This is a genomic window from Salipaludibacillus daqingensis, assembly GCF_029891575.1.
Taxonomy (GTDB): Bacteria; Bacillota; Bacilli; order Bacillales; family Salisediminibacteriaceae; genus Salipaludibacillus; species Salipaludibacillus daqingensis.
This window is the reverse complement of the sequence record NZ_JARZHF010000007.1, coordinates 223408-242882: the sequence shown is the minus strand read 5'-3', so window position 1 is coordinate 242882 and position 19475 is coordinate 223408. Positions and strand designations below refer to the sequence as shown.

General features: G+C 35.7%; 16 protein-coding genes. 1 reads left to right on the top strand and 15 read right to left on the bottom strand.

The genetic code is table 11. The features are described from left to right. Nucleotides 1-8: 8 nt before the first annotated feature. From argJ to QDN89_RS14905, 9 genes are all read right to left on the bottom strand, one after another. Nucleotides 9-1235 carry a bifunctional glutamate N-acetyltransferase/amino-acid acetyltransferase ArgJ gene (gene argJ, locus QDN89_RS14945; protein ID WP_280770959.1) on the bottom strand — a complete coding sequence of 409 codons (1227 nt, stop codon included), beginning with the start codon at nucleotides 1233-1235 and terminating at the stop codon, nucleotides 9-11. Nucleotides 1236-1301: 66 nt separating this feature from the next. Next, nucleotides 1302-2351: an N-acetyl-gamma-glutamyl-phosphate reductase gene (gene argC / locus QDN89_RS14940; RefSeq protein ID WP_342394383.1), complete on the bottom strand. Its 1050-nt coding sequence runs from the start codon at nucleotides 2349-2351 to the stop codon at nucleotides 1302-1304. 187 nt (nucleotides 2352-2538) lie between these two features. Continuing rightward, nucleotides 2539-3987, bottom strand: a complete 1449-nt coding sequence (cls, locus tag QDN89_RS14935) for a cardiolipin synthase (protein WP_280770957.1) — start codon at nucleotides 3985-3987, stop codon at nucleotides 2539-2541. Nucleotides 3988-4515: 528 nt separating this feature from the next. Further along, complete coding sequence (locus QDN89_RS14930; RefSeq protein WP_280770956.1) at nucleotides 4516-5478, bottom strand: ring-cleaving dioxygenase; 963 nt, start codon at nucleotides 5476-5478, stop codon at nucleotides 4516-4518. Nucleotides 5479-5641: 163 nt separating this feature from the next. Further along, nucleotides 5642-6580 (bottom strand): serine hydrolase domain-containing protein, encoded by a 939-nt coding sequence (locus tag QDN89_RS14925; RefSeq protein WP_280770955.1) that lies wholly within the window; start codon nucleotides 6578-6580, stop codon nucleotides 5642-5644. A 478-nt stretch (nucleotides 6581-7058) separates the two neighbouring features. Further along, complete coding sequence (gene msrA / locus QDN89_RS14920; protein WP_280770954.1) at nucleotides 7059-7580, bottom strand: peptide-methionine (S)-S-oxide reductase MsrA; 522 nt, start codon at nucleotides 7578-7580, stop codon at nucleotides 7059-7061. A 41-nt stretch (nucleotides 7581-7621) separates the two neighbouring features. Continuing rightward, entirely contained in the window at nucleotides 7622-8938 is a 1317-nt protein-coding gene (locus QDN89_RS14915; RefSeq protein ID WP_280770953.1) for a protoglobin domain-containing protein, read from the bottom strand. A gap of 174 nt (nucleotides 8939-9112) precedes the next feature. Beyond that, nucleotides 9113-10258, bottom strand: coding sequence for a peptide-methionine (S)-S-oxide reductase MsrA (gene msrA, locus QDN89_RS14910; protein ID WP_280770952.1), 1146 nt, complete (start codon nucleotides 10256-10258; stop codon nucleotides 9113-9115). Between the two features lie 145 nt (nucleotides 10259-10403). Continuing rightward, nucleotides 10404-10826 carry an organic hydroperoxide resistance protein gene (locus tag QDN89_RS14905; protein ID WP_280770951.1) on the bottom strand — a complete coding sequence of 141 codons (423 nt, stop codon included), beginning with the start codon at nucleotides 10824-10826 and terminating at the stop codon, nucleotides 10404-10406. Nucleotides 10827-11049: 223 nt separating this feature from the next. Between QDN89_RS14905 and QDN89_RS14900 the strand changes: the two genes are divergently transcribed. Beyond that, nucleotides 11050-11901: an alpha/beta fold hydrolase gene (locus QDN89_RS14900; protein WP_280770950.1), complete on the top strand. Its 852-nt coding sequence runs from the start codon at nucleotides 11050-11052 to the stop codon at nucleotides 11899-11901. On the opposite strand, the gene QDN89_RS14895 is transcribed toward QDN89_RS14900, so the two are convergent. From QDN89_RS14895 to QDN89_RS14870, 6 genes are all read right to left on the bottom strand, one after another. Next, nucleotides 11898-13130, bottom strand: coding sequence for an NADH:flavin oxidoreductase/NADH oxidase family protein (locus QDN89_RS14895; RefSeq protein WP_280770949.1), 1233 nt, complete (start codon nucleotides 13128-13130; stop codon nucleotides 11898-11900). The genes QDN89_RS14900 and QDN89_RS14895 overlap by 4 nt on opposite strands. 140 nt (nucleotides 13131-13270) lie before the next feature. Next, nucleotides 13271-14794, bottom strand: a complete 1524-nt coding sequence (locus QDN89_RS14890; RefSeq protein ID WP_280770948.1) for a UbiA family prenyltransferase — start codon at nucleotides 14792-14794, stop codon at nucleotides 13271-13273. Between the two features lie 23 nt (nucleotides 14795-14817). Continuing rightward, complete coding sequence (locus QDN89_RS14885; protein ID WP_280770947.1) at nucleotides 14818-15912, bottom strand: C45 family autoproteolytic acyltransferase/hydrolase; 1095 nt, start codon at nucleotides 15910-15912, stop codon at nucleotides 14818-14820. Between the two features lie 182 nt (nucleotides 15913-16094). Continuing rightward, a complete protein-coding gene (gene nrdG, locus QDN89_RS14880) occupies nucleotides 16095-16559 on the bottom strand; it encodes an anaerobic ribonucleoside-triphosphate reductase activating protein (protein ID WP_280771041.1) in 465 nt (154 codons plus the stop codon). Next, nucleotides 16559-18406 (bottom strand): anaerobic ribonucleoside triphosphate reductase, encoded by a 1848-nt coding sequence (locus tag QDN89_RS14875; RefSeq protein WP_280770946.1) that lies wholly within the window; start codon nucleotides 18404-18406, stop codon nucleotides 16559-16561. The genes nrdG and QDN89_RS14875 overlap by 1 nt, the downstream gene beginning before the upstream one ends. 26 nt (nucleotides 18407-18432) lie before the next feature. Next, the gene (locus QDN89_RS14870) at nucleotides 18433-19470 is read right to left on the bottom strand and encodes a ribonucleotide-diphosphate reductase subunit beta (protein ID WP_280770945.1); all 1038 of its coding nucleotides are present in this window, start codon (nucleotides 19468-19470) and stop codon (nucleotides 18433-18435) included. Nucleotides 19471-19475: the final 5 nt, after the last annotated feature.

Sequence of the window (19475 nt, the reverse complement as noted above, 5' to 3'; positions counted from 1 at the left end):
TTCACTCCTTACGTTCGATAAGATGCATTGATTTTTACGTAATCATAGGTCAAGTCGCATCCCCACGCTGTTGCCTCATGATCCCCGTCTTGAAGGTCTACGAATAGTTGTACATGTTCATTTGATAAATACCTTTTCCCTTCATCTTCATCGAAATCGACAGGTAATCCATCTTTTACAACAGGAATTGGTCCAATGAATACAGCGACTTTATCTGGGTCAACATATTGCTCGCTATAACCAACAGCGCAGATGATTCTTCCCCAATTGGGGTCAGCACCATAAACAGCCGATTTAACTAAATTAGAAGAAATGACTGCCTTACTAACTTGACGAGCAGAATTGGTTGATGGAGCTCCTTTCACGGTTACTTCGAGTAATTTTGTTGCTCCTTCTCCATCTCTTGCAATTTGTTTCGCTAACTCTTCACTAACTTCTTGCAACGCATTCACAAACAATGACCACTGGGGATGTTTTTCTGATAAAGGTTCATTTTTTGCAAGACCGTTTGCTAAAACTAATACAGTATCATTTGTACTGCAGTCCCCATCTACGGTGATCATATTAAACGTTTGATTCGTAACCGTTCTTAATGCAAGTTGAAGACTATCTGCTTCTACTTCAGCATCCGTTGTCACATAGGCTAACATTGTCGCCATATTAGGGTGAATCATCCCGGAACCTTTAGCAGCACCACCAATAGTAATCGTTTTACCGTCTATCTCAAGTTTTACAGCTGTATGTTTTGTTTTCGTATCTGTCGTTAAAATTGCCTGTTCGAAACGCTCGGCAGACTGATTTTCTTCTATGTTCATGGAAGAAACACCACTTGAGATCTTCTCCATTGGAAGGTTAACCCCTATAACGCCAGTAGAAGCAACTCCTACATGATGTTTTTTCACACCCATCTCATCAGCTGTTTTTTGTTGTGTTTCTAGCGCATCGGTCATCCCTTGTTCTCCAGTACAAGAATTAGCAATACCTGAATTCACAACGACCGTTTGCAACTTTTGATCTACTGCAATACTTTTTTTCATTAATTTTAGCGGAGCTGCTTGAAAGGTATTCTTCGTATATACACCTGCTGCTGTTGCAGGAATTTCTGAATGAAGCCATCCAAAATCTAATTTAGTTTTTCGTATACCACAATGCATACCTCCTGCAGTAAACCCTTTTGGACTTGTAACATGGCCTTCCGTTATTAATTGAATCTCTGTTTTTGATGGTGTAAACATATAACATACTCCTTTCGATTCTTTACCATTCCATTCATTTTCATAATAGGTTTTATCGCCTAACGCTTATGGATAGATAGGGATATGTTTTAGGCCTTCTTCGATTGGCCAATTATTCATAATATTTGCATTTTGAATTGCCTGCCCTGCGGCACCTTTTACGAGGTTGTCAATCGCTGAGATCACAATAAGTTGGTTTGTTCTCGCATCGATATGCACTGCAATATCACAAAAGTTACTACCGTATACCTCTTTTGTTGCAGGGAAGCTGCCAAGAGGTCTAATTCGCACAAATGGGTGTGATTGATAAAATTTCGTATATTGTTCATGCACTTCTTCTGGTGAAATAGTAGAAGTTAAGCGACCATACATCGTGCATAGAAGACCTCTCGTCATTGGAATTAAATGAGTCGTCATATTAATAAATACAGAAGAATTTGCTTCCTTCGTTAAATATTGTTCAATTTCAGGTATGTGTTGGTGTTTTCCAATTTTATAAGGTTTGACGTTTTCATTAGTTTCAGAAAAGTGAGTCATTAATGACTGTTTTCTTCCGGCACCTGATACACCAGTTTTTCCATCTATGATAATGGAATCCGTTTCGATCAGTTCACTCTGAACAGCTGGAATTAAGCCTAGTAAACTAGCTGTTGAAAAACAACCTGGATTGGAGCAAATCAACGAATCTTTTATTTCAGTGCCATATATTTCTGATAATCCATAAACAGCTCTATCTAATATTGCTTGGGCTGCAGCCTCTTCCCCATACCAACTCCTATAAGAACTCCGATCAGAAAGTCTTAAATCACCTGATAAATCGATGCATTGAATCGTAGTATCCAAAAAAGAAGAGATTAATTGTTTAGTAACCCCTGCTGGTGTTGCAAAAAACACGATATCAATGTTTTCTTTTAAGTTTGAAACGTCATATGTGTGTAATGGTTCTTCTATAAATGTTGTAAGATGTGGGTAAAAATCATCTAATTGTGTACCATGCTGTGATTGGGAGATAATTTGTTTTAATTGAAGATGAGAGTGTCCCTCTATGAACCTCATTAACTCCAATGCTCCATACCCCGTGCCACCTACAATAGCTACCTTTTTCAAAAAAACCATCTACCTTTCATCTATAAGTTGATTTAATTCATTATTATACTCTCAGGTACATATATATGCAACATTTTTATGAAACATCATTTATTTTTATACAATAATTTATACTTACAGTGTATAAAATCGGTATAAATTATTGTAAAGTGCATAAAAAAACAGGTGTTATAGAAAACACCTGTTGCTGGTATACTTATAAGATTGGCGATAATAACCTAGAAATAGATTCTTTAAACCGAATCCAGTTGGATCGTTTATTATACAGTTCTTCTGTTAGTCGAGTTGAATCAAGAATATCCCTTTCAAAAGCCTGTGCGAGTGTTTCCGATGTTTCCTTGTCATAGATAAAGGCATTCACTTCAAAATTAAGTTTGAAACTACGATTATCAATATTCGCCGTTCCTACGGAGTTCATATTTCTATCAACAACGATTGATTTGGCATGAATAAATCCTTTTTCATAAATGTACACTTTTGCACCTGAGCTTAAAAGTCCCCCAATATGAGAGAGAGTTGCCCAATAAATAAATGGATGATCTGGTTTATTAGGTATCATAATTCGAACATCTTTTCCCGATAAACATGCTATTCTTAGCGCATCTAATAAACTTTCGTCTGGAATGAAATAAGGTGTTTGAATATAAATAGATTCCTTTGCTGTCATGATCATCTTCATGTAACCATTTTTTATTTGTTCCCACTCAGAATCAGGTCCACTTGAAACGAGCTGTATGGTCGCATTTCCTTGATTTGTTTTCATCGGGAAATACCTGGGTTCATATTCGATGAAAAGATGTTTAGACGCTTGATTCCAGTCTAAGATAAAACGTGTTTGCATCGGATCAACAACATTTCCCTTTATCTTTAAGTGAGTATCTCTCCAATATCCGAATTTTTTACTTTCTCCAATATATTCATCACCAACATTAAATCCTCCGACATAACCGATCTGTCCATCAATAATACACAGTTTACGGTGGTTTCGGTAGTTTAAACGTATGTTAATTAAAGGGAACCGTGCTGGGAAGAATACACCTACTTCTCCACCAGCTTCCGTTAACTCAAGAAAATCTTTTCGACGAAGCTTTCTAGAACCTAACTCATCGTACAATATTCTAACATTCAGACCTTCTTTTGCTTTTTTGGTCATTTCATTGATCAACTGTTTGCCAATCGTGTCATTTCGGAAAATATAATATTGAATGTGAATATGATCTTTTGCTTGACGAATATCTTCTATTAACTGATCAAACTTATGTCTACCATCGTGAAATACTTCTACATTATTATCTTTCGTCAATATAGCATCGTTATTCACTAAATGCATATAAATTAAATCACGGTATGGATCAACGTTCGTGTCGTGAAAGGTAAAAGATGGGTTTTGTATTTGTTCTATTTGTTTGGATATGATCTCTACAATCCCAACCTTTTTTACACCTTCCCAGTCGAACAACCGTCGTCTCGTTAAATTTTGTCCTAAAAAGAGATAAATTATAAATCCTAAGACAGGAATAAAAAATAAAATAAGAACCCAAGCCCATGCAGAAGAAGCATCTTTTCTTTCAATAAATATAATAACTCCAGCAAATAAAATGTTAAACACAAATAAAAGCACTAGTAAAACGGATGTAATGTCCATAGGCCCTCCTTTAAAAGAGAATTGACATAATTAAATATAACCTATTTTACTATTATCTGTATATCATTTATTGTAATCGCGTAATGTTGAATTTAAGATTTTCTCATAAGGACCATAGTAAAAAAGAAACCCATTTTGTACTTTAAATACTATTCTATCTTAAAAAGACTGTTGCGGTCTTTCTAAACAGTCTTTTTAAGATAGAGTCGAAGTTGCTGTTTGTAACCTATTTCCTGTACTTCATCAACGACGTTCTCACTCGCCGCGCACTATTCTCCTTTCACATAGCAACCAACTCAACAAAAGTCACTAGACTCTCGCCTTACTCCATTTCTAAAGAATTTCAGGGAAGAAATAGAGACGAGATAGTGCGTTGGAATAACTACCGGACTAGCCAGGTTGAAACAAACTTAGCTAAATAAGTTTGCTGTGCTCTATTTTGATCTATCTGAAAGCAATTAATTTATTAGTAGAAATGGCATTGACAAACACAAGAGAAAAATGTTTTCAAGTTCAACAAAGAAGCTATTATTTCGTGTGAAGAGGTTTCAATTTAGCCTCTATCTCCTCACGCTGATCTTCAAAAAAAGGAGGTAGCGCTAAGTTTTCTCCTAAAGTATCAAAAGATTCATCTCCTTCAAATCCAGGTCCATCCGTCGCTAATTCAAATAGTATTCCATTTGATTCACGAAAATATAAAGAACGGAAATAATATCTTTCTACAAAACCAGAATTTATAAATCCAAGAGACTGAATATGCTCTACCCACTTCCGAAGCTCCTCTTCATTGTCTACTCGAAAAGCAACATGATGGACACTCCCTCGCCCCGGCCGTTCCGTAGGTAAATCTATGGAGGCTTGCACATGTACTTCTGCGCCATTACCTCCGTCTCCTGTAGAAAATACGACAACGTCCGTTCCTTCTAATTCATATCGGGAGGTTTCAGTAAAACCTAATACATCTTTTAAAACAGCATGTGTTTTAGTCGGTTTTGGAACGGTCAGTCTTATGGGACCAAGACCGATAATGCCTTTGTCTCTTGGAACCGGACTTTTCTCCCAAGGAGTCCCACCTGGAACACCAATATTATTTTCATCAGAAATAAACTGAAGCCTCTGTCCTTCAAAATCTCGGAAATTTAAAGTTTTCCGTCCGTTATTTGTTGTTATTTCTCCATGCTCAACATCATATTCATGGAGCCTATTGATCCAATAGTTTAATGAATGATCATTTGGCACTCTCAACGATGTCTGACTAATACTGTGTGTTCCTTCTTTTGTTTTTGCGGCATGTGGAATCTCAAAAAAAGTCAAATCTGTCCCCGGGTTTCCTCGTTCATCCGCATAGAATAGGTGGTATACACTCGTATCATCTTGATTAACTGTTTTCTTAACTAATCTCATCCCTAATATTGTCGTGTAAAAATATAAATTATCTTTCGCATTCGCAGTAAGTGCTGATACGTGATGAATTCCTCTTAAAGCATTCATAATATCCCTCCAAAACTACCATACTAACTTTTATAAAGTATATATATTTTAATTAGTTAAATCAAGAAGAAGTGATTATAAAACCTATTCTAATTAACAATCTTACTAAACAATTATATGTTTTATTTTCCTCGTTCTAGTGATACTAGTAGATATTTATAGTCTAATCCTTATTTATAATATATTTCACAAACCATTGATAAGGTAATAGGCTATCTTTTGTTGATAAGTTCGCAGTAACAGTAACGGCTAATTGTTGTTCAGGACAAATAAAAATAAATTTTCCTCCTCTGCCTGCTGCATAGTAAAATTCAGGTTGATGATTAACGGATTCACTTACCCACCAATGGTAACCATACGATTGTTTCCATTTTTCCGTAGAAACATGTTGCTTAGATGCTTCACGAGTCCATGACTCTGAAACTACTTGTTCTCCTTCCCATTGACCATTTTGCAACATCATGACGGCATATTTCATTAAATCTTCGGCTGTGAGAAACAAGCCATATCCGCCGATAGGTAATTCAAACGAGTCTTTATCCCAAGAATAATTGTTCATCTTTAAAGGACGAAATAAATACTTTTCTGCGAAAGTAAGCGGATTCATCTCTGTCGCTTTCTCAAGTATTGCACTTAAAAGATGAGAATCAGCATTATTATAAACCATTTGATTTCTTGGATCTTTTGGCAATGCAGATGTTAAAATTTTTTCGACAGAATCAGGTGATTCTATTGCCTGTTTCCATATTGTAGGATCGACTCCGGAAGTCATTGTTAATAATTGGCGAATGGTGATGTTCCCTTTATAGTATGGAAAATATGTTGCGATCGAATGATCTAATGAATCGATCTGCTCCTTATCAATAGCGATACCAATTAGAGTCGATAAAACAGATTTTGTTACAGAATTCATTTGATGTGGTTCTAAAATAAGATTTTCCGTTCTTTCATATGTATAAGCCAAAGCACTAGACTGATAAATCATCACTGTTTCTATTTTGTAATCATCGAATTGTTTTTCGAGACTTTCAATTTTACTCTTTGATAAATTACTTTCTTTGATCGTTGCATGCGAGAAAAAAGATGAATGATGTTTAGACATATTAATTACTCCTTTTAAAATAAAATTAGTGCAGTTTTTGATAAAAAACCACCATAAAACTAAAAAACAGTGGAGTGAGTTCAAGCTGTGCCCCCTGTCATACAACGGAGGAATCAACAAGCTACCTCTGACTGCCCTGTTTTTGGGGCTAATTTGATATCTTCTTCTTTAATTAATGTTACATTGATTATTATTTTCATGTCATAATTCGGATTATGTCGCATGGAGGACTATTTTAGATTTTCCCCAATTGCATCAGAACTAATCATAGTAAAACTGTAATTCTCCAGAATAGCTTTTTGACAAACTACCAGCGGTTATATTTCTAGGAGATGTTCACATATCGGTATTTCATATGCAAATTATTCCGCCAAGGTATAGAAAAACGAGTCAGAATGGATATATCTGACTCGTTTTTTAAATGTAGAAAGGCTTTTAAGTCATTCTCTTCTTTTCATATAGAAGCTAAGAATACCCTTCATGACCAGTGGCTATGTATAAATTGATCTCGACCGGAATCTTCTCTTTCTTGTTTGTATTTTTCGGGATTTTTTTTATAAAACGATTGATGTTCTGATTCAGCACTATAAAAGGTAGACAGTGGAAGAATTTTCGTGACGATTGGGCTCGTAAAGGGGCCCTTTTCTTCTACCTTTAACAATGATTGCTCTGCTAACTGTTTTTGTTCTTCATCTTCATAAAAAATTGCCGTTCGATATTGGCTACCTCTATCGATAAATTGACCGCCATCATCGGTTGGATCAATCTGTGGCCAATATAAATCAAGTAACTTTTGATAAGAAAAAACATCGGGATCATATATGATTTGAACAGCTTCATAATGACCACTCATTCCTTGTTTTACTTGCTTATATGTTGGTTTTTTTACATGACCGCCTGTGTAACCTGATAAAACATCAATAATACCTGGTAGTTCATCAAATGGCTCAACCATGCACCAAAAACAACCACCCGCAAATGTAGCTTTTTTATATGACATCCAATGTTTCTCCTTTCATATAGTTTTCAAAAAAGGCAAGGTTAGACGGATGTTAATTTCTGTCCTTTGTCTAGAAGCTCATTTGATACATTTGTTAAATTTTTAGTAGATTCTGCTAATTCTTTAACGGAATGAACAATTAAGTCCACTTCATTTTTATTTGATTGGAACATTTCATTATAATTTTCCATTTCAATTTTTACACCTGAAAAACTAGATTTTACATCCGTAATTTTCTTATCTGATTCTCTCGTAGCTTGGTTCATCGTTGCAAGTGATTCTACAAGCTGATTTGTATTATGATTACTTTCTGAAGATAAGTCAATAATTGATTGGGTGATTTGCTTCGAATTTTCCGCTAGTTTTCGCACCTCGTTTGCAACAACAGCAAACCCTTTTCCAGCATCTCCTGCTCGAGCCGCTTCAATAGAAGCGTTGAGTGCAAGTAAATTTGTCTGATCTGCGATTTGCTCAATTTTCCCTGTCATATTAGAGATATTTTCGGAAATCTTTTTCATCTCTTCTACTTTATTTGTTCCTATTTCCATTTGATCTCGAAGTACTTTAAAAGATAAGGTCATCTCTTCAATATTTTTTTCACTCATATTAGCTAAGCCTAAGACATTTTGATTACTCTTCATTGTTATTAAAGTATCTTTACTCACTTTTTCAGCACGTGCTGCTGTTTCATCAAGGGCTGCTTCATTTTCATCAACCATTGCTGCTAGCTGTTGACTCAACCCACTCAATTCTTGTTGAAGGCCTTGCTGTTCATTATATAAAGACGTAATTTCTTCTACCTTGCTATCTATATACGTTTCAACTACAAGTTGAGCATCGAAATTCATCACGTCTGTGATAGCAACGAGCACATCTGCTAATTTTTTCGGATCATGAACATAGAGTTGAACGATTTTAGGAATTAATAGACTATTAAATGCTTGGTACGTAGCTAAAAACCAACCAACAGGCAATTCCCCACGATTGTGTGTTGCTCCGATTCTTTTTCTAATCTGAACATATTTATCATCTATAGCACCTGCAAATAAGGTGTCCAAATACATAGAAAAAACATCTTTTAACCGTTCTCTAGATGAATGTGTTTCAGCAATGGCGACCAAGTCATTAAATTGATAGACATTATCCAAAACGGACTCCAGAAATTCATCCTTTATTTCCTCCATGTGTGGTTTTACCTCTTGTAAAATTATTAGGTTTTCAGGTGTTACGTTCATATATTGTAAACGTTGTTCAAGAACAGAATCCTCAAGTTTAAAAGATTTTCCTTTAACATATTGAAGAGTAGGATGAAAGTCTTGGTTTTTCCTTTGGTTTTGCTTCAGTTTAAATATTCCCATGTTATGTATCTCCTTCGTATAACTTTTGTTTAATACCTTTATACCTATTTTATACGAATGCAACGATTAATCAAGCATAACGTATCGATTAATTCAAAAAAAAGAACGATACGTTTTGTATCGTTCTAAGACAGATAAATATTTTCAAGTTTTTTCATAGAAGAAATCAATTCATTAATCTTCAAATAAATACAAGAATTCTTCATAGCCAGCAGATTCCATCTCTTCTTTCGGAATGAAATCTAATGCTGCAGAATTCATACAATACCTAAGCCCGGTTGGATCAGGACCATCATTGAACACATGGCCTAAATGAGAGTCACCATATTTACTTCTAATTTCTGTTCGGCGACCAAGTAACCCCCAGTCATCTTCTTCAACTATGGTTTCTTCTAAAATTGGTTGTGTGAAACTTGGCCACCCTGTATCAGAATCGTATTGATGAGTAGAACTAAACAACGGTTCACCTGATAAAAGATCAACGTAAATCCCGTCCTCATAGTGATCCCAATAAGCATTTCTATATGCTGGTTCAGTACCATCTTCTTGTGTGACCTCAAATTGTATAGTTGAAAGCTTTTCTTTCAACGTTTCCTCATCTTCTTTTTCATACATTCGCCAAAATGAAATATTTTCTTCTTCTGGTTCATTGAGAGAAACCTCTCTATCTTCACCCCAATATTCATCTAAAAATTCGTCTCTTCCAGAGTTAGAACGGTAAAATTCATATCGAACTGGATTTTCCTTGTAATAATTTTGATGATACTCTTCCGCTTTATAAAATGTATCAGCTTCTGTTATTTTTGTGACGAGAGGTTCATCAAAACGCATGGAATCTTCTAGTTCCTGTTTCGATTCTTCAGCCAACAGTTTTTGTTCTTCATCATAGTAAAAGATTCCTGAAGTGTATTGGTAACCACGGTCAACAAATTGTCCCTCATCATCGGTAGGATCAATTTGTCTCCAAAAAATTTGTAATAAATCTTCATACGTAACCATGTCAGGGTCATAAATTACTTGCACAGCTTCTAGATGACCTGTGTTACCTCCTGCTACATCTTCATAAGAAGGATTTTCTTCCTCCCCGCCAATGTATCCAGAAATAACGTCGTGCACTCCCTCTACTTTTTCAAAAGGTGGTTCCATACACCAAAAACAACCTCCAGCAAATGTTGCTACTCCACGTGTATCTTCGTCTGCTAATTCCATTGGTTCACTACCATAAGATCGCGATGTAAAATAATCATATATTATTGGAATAAAAATAACGGAAAGGACTGTAAAAACACCTATAAACAAAAGAACAACGAGTTTTTTCATTTGTTGTCACCTCTTTCATGTTGCGCTATATATATGGATTAATGCTATTATACTTAATTTTATTACAAAACACATGAATAGTGACTTACGTTTAAATAGATTTACAAACGAAAAGCCTGAGAATACTCTCAGGCTTTTTAATGTATTATTTTGCTTTTACTACGAGATCAACGTCAATATTTCCTCTAGTCGCTTTTGAATATGGACAGAAATCGTGAGCTTTATGAGCGAGCGCTTCAGCTTCTTCTTGGCTTGCACCAGCAACTTCTACATGAAGAGTTACGCCAACTTTAAAGCCGCCATCTGAAGGATCCTTTATGAGACTAACTTCCCCTGTTACAGTTGAATTAATTTCTTTTTTCTCTTTTGAAGCCATTAAATTTAAAGCTCCGTCGTAACAAGCTGCATAACCCGCTGCAAATAACTGCTCAGGATTTGACGCGTCTTTAGGAAGGTCTCCGCCTTTAGGCATTGATAAATCAACATCAATGACACCATTATCGGACTTCACATGACCTTCACGGCCACCATTTACTGTAGCACTTGTTGTAAAGATTTTTTCAGCCATACTCCACACTCCTTCGTTAATTTAGAAAATCTGTCCTACACCTTATTATATTTACGTTTATGTCAAAATCTAAACCTACTTTAGGATTTAAAATATATTAGTATGGAATAAACCAAAGCTTCATCTTTAGAAAAATCAGATGATGACTGATATACTAATCTACATAAATAAACTCTATAAACAAACAAATTTGAATGAATCATATAAAAGGAGACCTAATTTAATGAAACATATTACGTCACTTTTCACATTTTCTGATAAAACTAGCATTCCATATTATGAGTTTCCTGTTAAGCCAACAACAAATAAAGTGTTGCTTTGCATTCATGGCATTACTTCAGACTTAGAACATTTATTTATAATGGCGGAAAACATTCGTTCAAACGTTCGAATTGATATTCATATTCCGATTTTAAGAGGGTACACGTCTTTCGAAGAAGGCAAAGGAGACATTAAGCGAAAAGGAATCTATGATCAAGACTTAATAGAAATGATTGATGAGTTATCAAAGGAGTATGAAGAAATATATTTATTAGGTCATTCTATGGGGGCTGGAAATATACTTCGTTATTATCTTAATACCCCTTCAGAAAAAATAATAAATATTTTTCTCGTTGCCCCTTTTATTAACCCATCAATGAAAGTATTTCATGATAAAAACGATGACCAAAGTGATGATCTTTATGAAATCTTTTTCAAGCGTGCTGTTTTTTTAGGCTTGTTAGATCGTTTAAAAATTGGCTTCCTCTCGCATTTACCGGTTGTAAAAATACCATTAAGAGAAATACCCTACGATACTTCGTCGAAAACAATCAGTTATACGTTGAGTTTTCGGCTAATGATTTCTAGGTTTGTTAGCAACCTTGCAATCATCAAACGTCTACCTATTGAAAGAATCCATATCTTTATTGGAGAAAACGATGAAGTTATTCATGGGAAGAAATTCAAAGACTATTGGGAAAAAGAGGTTGGTAATGAAACCAACCTCTTGGAAGAACTTGATCATAACAGTGTCTTAACGAGTGAGGAATTTACTAGAAAGATGGCAGCAATCATTCGACATGTTTCTAATTAGGCTCTTCTTTGTTGAAACACTTCTTTTCCATTTTTAGCTAACGTTAAAAAGAGGGATAGCAATGGCGAAAAAGATGGTTTTGTTGCTTTTCCTTTTGCAATTCTTTCTAATTGCTGGCTATACCAAGTTAACTCTAACATTGCTCGATCATCAATAAAGGAAAGCCCTGTTTTTACAGGACTAATCCCCAACGTCGGTACATCATTTTCCATAAGTAAGTTAGGGAAATTTGGATAAATAGCCATTGGTCTTGCAAGACCTATCATGTCAGTTGCATTTTCATGTAACGCATGCTCCATCCCCTCTAGAGTTCTAAATCCACCAGTTAATACGAGAGGCACGTTTGATTTCTTTTTTAATTTTTCAGCATAATCCATGAAATATGCTTCTCTTTTCATGGTGCTTGCTTTGACATTTTTTCCTGTCATTTCAGGTTTTTCGTATGTTCCACCAGATATTTCTATGAGATTTACTCCTAAGTTGTCCAACTTTTCAATGACAAACTGAGACTCCTCTTCTGAAAAACCTGCTTTACTAAAATCTGAACTATTAATTTTCACACCAATTGGAAAATCATCCCCTACTTTTTCTCTCATCGTTAAATATATTTCAGATAGAAAACGGAATCTATTTTCAATAGGTCCTCCCCATTCATCCATTCGTTTGTTGTGGATCGGAGATAAAAATTGACTAATTAAATAACCGTGTGCTGCATGGATTTGTACACCAGTAAAGCCTGCTCGCTTTGCTAATAATGCTGTCTGAGCGAAACGATTAATAATCTCTCGGATTTCTAACACTGTTAAAGCCCGGCACAATGGAAAAAAGCGCTGTAGTTTTGATTCAAATGGAACAGCAGAAGGTGCCACCGCTTCTTTTACGACCCCTTTGAAAACTTGCTTACCTGGGTGATTGATTTGCATCCATAACTGAGTGTTGTTTTTCGTCCCAGCATTTGCCCACTTTTTAAACAAAGAAAGGTTATTATCATCTTCTAAAACAACATTTCTAGGTTCTCCTAATGCTCTTCTATCTACCATGACATTTCCTGTTACTACTAGCCCAGCACCACCCTCTGCCCAAGCTTTATATAATCGCAGAAGTTGATCATTCGGAAGGTGGTTTTTTGTAGATAACCCTTCACTCATAGCAGATTTAAAAATACGATTTTTAATTTTTACTTTATTACTTAATTCCATTGGTTCGGATAATAGGGTTGTTGAGGACATACATAAACTCCTTTTTTAATTTTGTTATGACGATTACTTAAGCGCTCCTCCAAGGCTCTAGTCTCCTGATGCCGTGATGATGTTTCTCAGAAATATGTTAATGAACAAGACACCTGTCCGAAACAGGTGTCTCATGATTATCAAGAAAAAGCTTTTTTGAAATCATTCATCACTCGACGCTGACGTTCAATGTAACGCCATACCCAAATGACGAACAAGATGGCAGCGATGAATAAACTAGCTATAATCCACACATTTAGAGTTAAATACAAGTAACTAATCGTAAGTAGTAATCCGGTGAATAAATGATGAATCGCCGTATGAGCATTACTAGATATAATATCTGTAGAAGGTTTATCATAGTTTCGTTGCGCATACTTAATGGCCTGAATCATAAAAGGTAAAGATAAATAAGATAGATATATACTATAAGGCGCTATGTCAAACAGCGGTAACATAGCAATTATACTATATCCTATGATAAACAAACTAATTAAGACGTTTTTAGATCCTTCTTTTCCTATTCGGACAACTAATGTATTCTTATCTGATGCTTCATCCGCAGCAGCATCTGGGAATTGGTTAATTAACAGAACATTAGTAATTAATAATGCAACAGGAACAGAAATAAGGAAGACTTCAAGGGAATATGATCCTGTCTGAACGTAAAAGGAACCTAACGTCATCCCAATACCATATGTGGTTGCTATCAATAATTCAGCAATACCTGGGGATAAATTGATAAATGAAAATTTTCCTTGTCCATTTGTATAGAAAAAGCCAGCTAATAAACCGTAAGCGATGAGTGGTAAAATCCCCCAACCACTTTGAAATACTAGAAACAAACCAATTAATCCTGCAGTTATCGTTAGTAAAATTCCGAAAAAGCCCATGTCCGCCTTTGAAATTAAACCTAACTGGATCATTTTCGATCCACCTGTAAATGGTCTAATACCTTGTGTATTGTCTGCATCTCGTTCTGCATCTTTCCAATCATTAATCATGTTCGTGCCTGCTTGAACCATCAAACCGCCTAATAGGGTGAGGATAAATAATGACCAAGTAAACATTTCTGTTAACGAAAAAGCCATCGCACCCCCTAGTAATAATGGAATCAAGGAAGCGGTCAATGATAGTGGTCGAACGGCCTCTTTCCATGCTCTAAATCGAGATTTCAATTCTTGACGATCATTAGAAGAATCCTGATTTTCTTTAAACTCATAAACGGTTGGTGCTTCCCCTTGGAGAATTTCAGGAACATATCGGTATTTAACTGTAAGGGGGGTAATTTTAATGAATTCCAACCGATCGAGTGCCTCCATGTCTTTGAATTGTGCAACAATTGGGGAACGAGGTGCTAAGAGTTGAGCTGCCTTTTCTCTCTCTTCATCTGTTCTTACAATCGAAGCACGCCCCATAATCTCGCATTCTTCCATTTCCATAAAAGATTTCCCTTGGTGGATTAAAATAGCCGTTTCAGGAATGTTGCTCCATTGAATCACTTTCGGATCACCTTTCATACTCGTTAAATATAAATGAAAGTCTTCGTCTGCAGCAAAGTGCATCATTCGTTGCCTAGGTTTACCCATGTTTGATGTTCCAACGGAACCTACTTCTGCTCTATTTAAGTATTCATAGATCTCTTTTTTAGTTCTTTCTGCCATGGTGGATAATCCCTCCTCTATATTTATTCACTTACATTAACGAATGTATTTCGGGCTAACCTCGCTTGAGGCTTTAGGTGACCTGCTCCATTTACCTCGGGTAGATGTCCCCTTACTTTTTTAATTACTGACTTATTCCCTTTTAACCAGCGTTTAAAAGGGAATGTGACAAACTGAGCATTCACCCCAATTCCAATATGAACAGTCAATGACCTTGTGTCATAAATAGCCGTATGAATCGTTCCAGACCAATTGCCATAGTCCACTTTTGCTATTCCATGCTGTCGCTCATTTAATAGCTGAGACATCTCCTTTGCAGTAGGATTTTGCTGTTGAAATTGTTGAAGAGTAATAAGTCTATTTTGAGACTCTTCAATTTTATAGCGATTTTCTTTTTGTTTGTTTTTCGTTTGAAAATGATTGGTACAAGCTCCTTGATGTTGTTGAAAAACTTCCACGCCTTGTGCTGAACCTTCCACTACAGCTGCATTTCCATGATAATCTGCTAGAGAGTAATTAAACGCATGGCGATGAGGGATTTTTTTCAATGTTAGTATCGCATCTGTTACATTTTCACATGAATCTAATACGAATCGTGCAATGCTCGTGCAAATAAATCCATCATTTGGTCTCAATCGATTAACAAAGTGATACCCGATAGCTAACCCTTTTTCATTCATACCATCCATGCGACCTATCATTCTTTGCGCAAAACCAATATGAGCAAACCCTTTATGAGGCTGCCAAAGTACAAATCGACCGTCGTAAGTTTTGGGATGATAGTCATAATTTCTACCATAAATCCCATTTGCCATGATCGCACTACATCCAGATTTACGCCAACTTTGTTGATAGCCACCGTATTCATGCATCACATCTTGTATGGACCATTCCAACCCATCTGCAATACCTTGTATTTCTTCCATCAACTGGGGGGAGTATTCCATCATATATTCCGTAGCCATTTTATAATCTGTTGTGTATTTTTTTATCGACTTTTTACGTCGTTTAGCGTGCTTCTCAAATAGAGGCATATTAATCAAGGAATATGCTTGTTCTAATCCAAAAGTATACGCATCACCCCGCCCTTGGATAACATCAACTTCCATCCGCATCATCGCTTAACTCCTCTGCTAGTCTTAGATTGATTGTTGAATGATTCGAATAAATACTATTTTTGTGTAAGTGTTTATAAACTTAAATCTTTGTTAAGTGTATTATATCGATAAAAGCTCAAAAGATAAAAAATAATGCACTAAAAAACTAGAAGGAGGTCCTTCTAGTTATATTAAAATCATCATTATTCTAATAAAACGCTGTTAAGATCAATGATTCGTTGATTCGTACTTCCTCGAAAATGCAAGGTTGTATCTCTTAAATTCTGTATGAAAGGTCCGTCTACAAGAGTATCGATATAAGTTAACAACGTCTTCTGATATTCATTCCCATGGCTGTGTAACCATTCAAATGTATAACCCGTATAACACCATATATTTTTTTCCATTGCTTTAATCTCTTTTGCTAATGGGATAATTTCCATTGCTTGATGAAAAGGTTCTCCTCCAGAGAAAGTGACCTGATTTAATGGAAAATCGGTAACTGTTTTTAGTAAAGCATCTACTGAATAAAGTTGTCCATTCTCATATAGCCAGCTTTCTGGATTGTGACAACCAATGCACTCATGAGGACAACCAGCAAAAAACATCGTTGTTCGTAAGCCTTCTCCATCCACAATAGAATCATGAATAATTGATAAAATCCGGATCATAAGTGTTTTACCCGGTTTTCTTCTTCTTTTCTTTTTGCTTTATTCCACCTTTTCATATCCCCAACAAGGTATCCCGTAATTCGCCTAATATGATGTAATTTGTGTTCATCCATTTCTCCACAGGACGGACATTGTATATTGATTTCACCTTGATAACCACATGTCATACAATGATCTACGGGATGATTAATCGAACCGTATCCAATGCCTGATTGTTTCATATAATCGACGATCTGCATGAGAGCTTTTGTGTTTTTACAAGCATTACCGTCAAGCTCTACATAAGTTATATGACCTGCATTACATAATGCATGAAAGGGTGCTTCTAGTCTAATTTTTTCATGAATAGATAGAGAATAATGAACGGGAATATGAAAAGAATTTGTATAGTAGTCCCTTTCGGTTACATTAGTAATCGAACCGAAATCATTACGATCAGTCTTAACAAATTTTCCTGACAAACCTTCTGCTGGCGTAGCAATGACTCCAAAATTCACACAATAATGTTGCGTTGCTTTGTCAGCTGCTTGTCTAAGTTTTGCAACAATCTCTATTCCTAATTCCCATGATGTTTTAGACTGTCCGTGATGTTCTCCAGTTAAAACGACTAGCGCTTCTGCTAATCCAATAAATCCTAGGCTCAGTGTTCCTTGTTTAATTACCTTTTCTACCTTCTCATTTAATTTTAGTTGGTCTCCATCTTTCCATATCCCTTGTGAAAATAAAAAAGGGAACTCTGCAGCAACTTTGTCACATTGATAGCGATAACGATCGAGCAATTGTTGAATGACTGTTTCAATCGCTTCTGATAAGCCAGACCAAAATTTATTCCTATCTCCATTAGCTAATAATGCTAATCGAACAAGGTTTAATGAAGAAAATGACAAATTCCCTCTACCGACAGACGTTTCTTCTCCGTGTATATTAGCCATTACCCTTGTTCGACATCCCATATAAGCAACTTCTGATTCTGGTTCACCATTGAAATATTGCTTATTGAAAGGGGCATCCAAAAAACTAAAATTCGGGAATAACCTTTTACTGGTTGTTAGTATGGCTTTTTCAAATAAATCATAATTAGGATCTTCTTCCTTCGCATTGACACCATTTTTCACTTTAAAGATTTGTATTGGAAAAATCGGCGTTTCGCCATTTCCTAATCCATTTCTAGTCGCTTGAAGTAATTCATCTACGAGCATTCTCCCTTCAAATGATGTATCCGTCCCGTAATTGATCGATACAAAAGGAACTTGGCCACCACCTCTAGAATGCATGCTATTGGCATTATGAATAAATGCTTCACAAGCTTGAAACGTTTCTTGTCTTGTTTCGTCCCAAGCAAACGCCTCTAATTCTTTTTCATTATTAAAGGATGTTTTATGTTTCTCAATCAATCGTTGTTTCATATTTTCATATGATTTGCGGACGAAAGGTGCCAAATCATAATCGAACTTTTGAAACGATTGACCGCCGTGTTGATTGTTTTGATTCGATTGCAAAATAATCGCTGCAAGGGACATGGCTGACTGAATCGATTTTGGTGCCCTGATATGACCATGTCCTGTATAAAACCCTTTATCCAATAACTTGTCTAACGGAATTTGGCTGCATGTCGTTGTTCCTGTAGGATAAAAATCTTTGTCATGAATATAGAGAATGTTTTCATTTTGAGCTTGTTTTGTTGTTTCTGATAACAGAAACTCATCTGTATACCATTTACACGTTTCTGATGCGAAAGTATTCATTTTACCCAACGGTGAACAGCCGTCAACATTTGCATTTTCTTTTAATGATTCACTGTTTATTTGTTCAATTTCTTGAAAAGATTTGATTAACTCCTTCATCGTTTCTCCCCCTAAATTAACAATCTTTACAGATCGTCAAACCCGTTATCCTCTGATACTTTTGTATATTGTCTTGATTTTTGCTCGAAAAAATCAGTCTTCCCTTGGTTCACATCTTCATAAACTTTAATCCATTTCATCGGATTGGACCGATGTCCCTCAAATGGTCGTTCAATTCCTAATTCATTTACACGTTTATTCGCCATGAATTTGATATAGTTTTCCAAATCGTTGATCGGAATTTCTGGTATCTTTTCACCAATAATGTGATTCGCCCATTTGATTTCTAATTCTGCTGCATGTATAAACGTTCGTTGAACGAAATCATCTACTTCCTCTGTTTGAAGTTCTGGAAATTCCCTTCGAAGTTCTTTAAACAGATTTGCAAAAAGAAACACATGAAGTTGCTCATCGCGATTGATGTAATTGATCATTGTCGATGTAGAGACCATTTTTTGATTTCTTGCCAAATGATAAAAGAAACTAAATCCTGAGTAAAAGTTTAAACCTTCTAAAATCACATCGTAAACAATTGATTCTAAGAGCGTCCGAGGAGTCGGATTATTTATGAATGCTTCATATCCTTCCGCGATAAAATCATTTCTCTCTCTCAATATAGGATCATGTTTCCAGTATTCAAATATTTCATCTTGTTCATCTTTGTTTACAAGACTCGAAAGCACATAAGAATAGCTTTGGTTGTGAACCACTTCTTGGAATGCCAATACGGTCATTAGGGCATTTAGACTGGAGTCTGTTAAATACTTCGAAACGTGCATGGCATAATCTGTTTGAATGCTATCAAGAAAGGCCAATAAACCGATAATTTTTTTAAAAGCTTCCTCTTCTGTTTCGGATAAATCTGCAAATTGTTTGGCATCTGAACTCATATTAATTTCAAATGGTGTCCAGAAGTTGCCTAACATGTTTTTGTATAGAGGATAAGCCCAAGAAAATCGAACATCATCCCAGTTCAGTACGTTTGAACTTTCCCCTAAAATAATTCCTGTAGAAGAATTCGGTGCTTGTACATCATATAGTTTTCTTTCCGTTAACTTTGTCATTGTTT

What these genes read in the sequence shown, in the direction of transcription:
- QDN89_RS14905 (WP_280770951.1), bottom strand. Translation starts at nt 10,826, where the DNA reads ATGGCTGAAAAAATCTTTACAACAAGTGCTACAGTAAATGGTGGCCGT.
- QDN89_RS14900 (WP_280770950.1), top strand. Translation starts at nt 11,050, where the DNA reads ATGAAACATATTACGTCACTTTTCACATTTTCTGATAAAACTAGCATT.
- QDN89_RS14885 (WP_280770947.1), bottom strand. Translation starts at nt 15,912, where the DNA reads ATGATGCGGATGGAAGTTGATGTTATCCAAGGGCGGGGTGATGCGTAT.
- argC (WP_342394383.1), bottom strand. Translation starts at nt 2,351, where the DNA reads ATGGTTTTTTTGAAAAAGGTAGCTATTGTAGGTGGCACGGGGTATGGA.
- argJ (WP_280770959.1), bottom strand. Translation starts at nt 1,235, where the DNA reads ATGTTTACACCATCAAAAACAGAGATTCAATTAATAACGGAAGGCCAT.
- QDN89_RS14875 (WP_280770946.1), bottom strand. Translation starts at nt 18,406, where the DNA reads ATGAAGGAGTTAATCAAATCTTTTCAAGAAATTGAACAAATAAACAGT.
- cls (WP_280770957.1), bottom strand. Translation starts at nt 3,987, where the DNA reads ATGGACATTACATCCGTTTTACTAGTGCTTTTATTTGTGTTTAACATT.
- QDN89_RS14895 (WP_280770949.1), bottom strand. Translation starts at nt 13,130, where the DNA reads ATGTCCTCAACAACCCTATTATCCGAACCAATGGAATTAAGTAATAAA.
- QDN89_RS14925 (WP_280770955.1), bottom strand. Translation starts at nt 6,580, where the DNA reads ATGTCTAAACATCATTCATCTTTTTTCTCGCATGCAACGATCAAAGAA.
- QDN89_RS14930 (WP_280770956.1), bottom strand. Translation starts at nt 5,478, where the DNA reads ATGAATGCTTTAAGAGGAATTCATCACGTATCAGCACTTACTGCGAAT.
- QDN89_RS14890 (WP_280770948.1), bottom strand. Translation starts at nt 14,794, where the DNA reads ATGGCAGAAAGAACTAAAAAAGAGATCTATGAATACTTAAATAGAGCA.
- QDN89_RS14870 (WP_280770945.1), bottom strand. Translation starts at nt 19,470, where the DNA reads ATGACAAAGTTAACGGAAAGAAAACTATATGATGTACAAGCACCGAAT.
- msrA (WP_280770954.1), bottom strand. Translation starts at nt 7,580, where the DNA reads ATGTCATATAAAAAAGCTACATTTGCGGGTGGTTGTTTTTGGTGCATG.
- msrA (WP_280770952.1), bottom strand. Translation starts at nt 10,258, where the DNA reads ATGAAAAAACTCGTTGTTCTTTTGTTTATAGGTGTTTTTACAGTCCTT.
- QDN89_RS14915 (WP_280770953.1), bottom strand. Translation starts at nt 8,938, where the DNA reads ATGGGAATATTTAAACTGAAGCAAAACCAAAGGAAAAACCAAGACTTT.